The sequence below is a fragment of the Pseudomonas sp. ICMP22404 genome (genome assembly GCF_006227205.1).
GTDB lineage: Bacteria > Pseudomonadota > Gammaproteobacteria > Pseudomonadales > Pseudomonadaceae > Aquipseudomonas.
Genome location: NZ_VCNG01000078.1, coordinates 1 through 392, shown reverse-complemented (window position 1 = coordinate 392; position 392 = coordinate 1). Strand labels below are relative to the sequence as shown.

1 pseudogene is annotated in these 392 nt (G+C 58.2%); it reads left to right on the top strand.

The features are described 5' to 3' along the window. Positions 1 to 39: 39 nt before the first annotated feature. A pseudogene (locus tag FGE05_RS29730) lies at positions 40 to 392 on the top strand (calcium-binding protein); the annotation flags it as partial.

The following is a 392-nucleotide window of genomic DNA, read 5'->3' as shown; positions in this document are numbered from 1 at the left end:
TCGAATTTCAACGATACGTTCGTTGGCGATGGTAGTGGTATGGATTTCGACGGTGGCGCCGGTGTCGACACAGTCGACTATTCGGGCTCGACTGCCGGGGTAAACGTTAATGTCCGTCTCGGGACGGGAACCGCAGGAACGGGTGGAGATGCAGAAGGCAGCATTTTAACGGGTATCGAAGCTGTCATAGGCTCGGCCTTCAACGACGTCCTTTCCGCCGGCCCGTACACCATAGTCACAGGGGTACGGTTGGAAGGGGGAGGCGGCGACGACATCTACAACATCGGCATGGGGTACACACCCACCATCATCGAGCAGGCCGGTGGTGGCAACGATGAAGTCCGTGTGTCGGTGATCAATCCGAGCGGCACCATCCTGGCTGCAAACGTCGA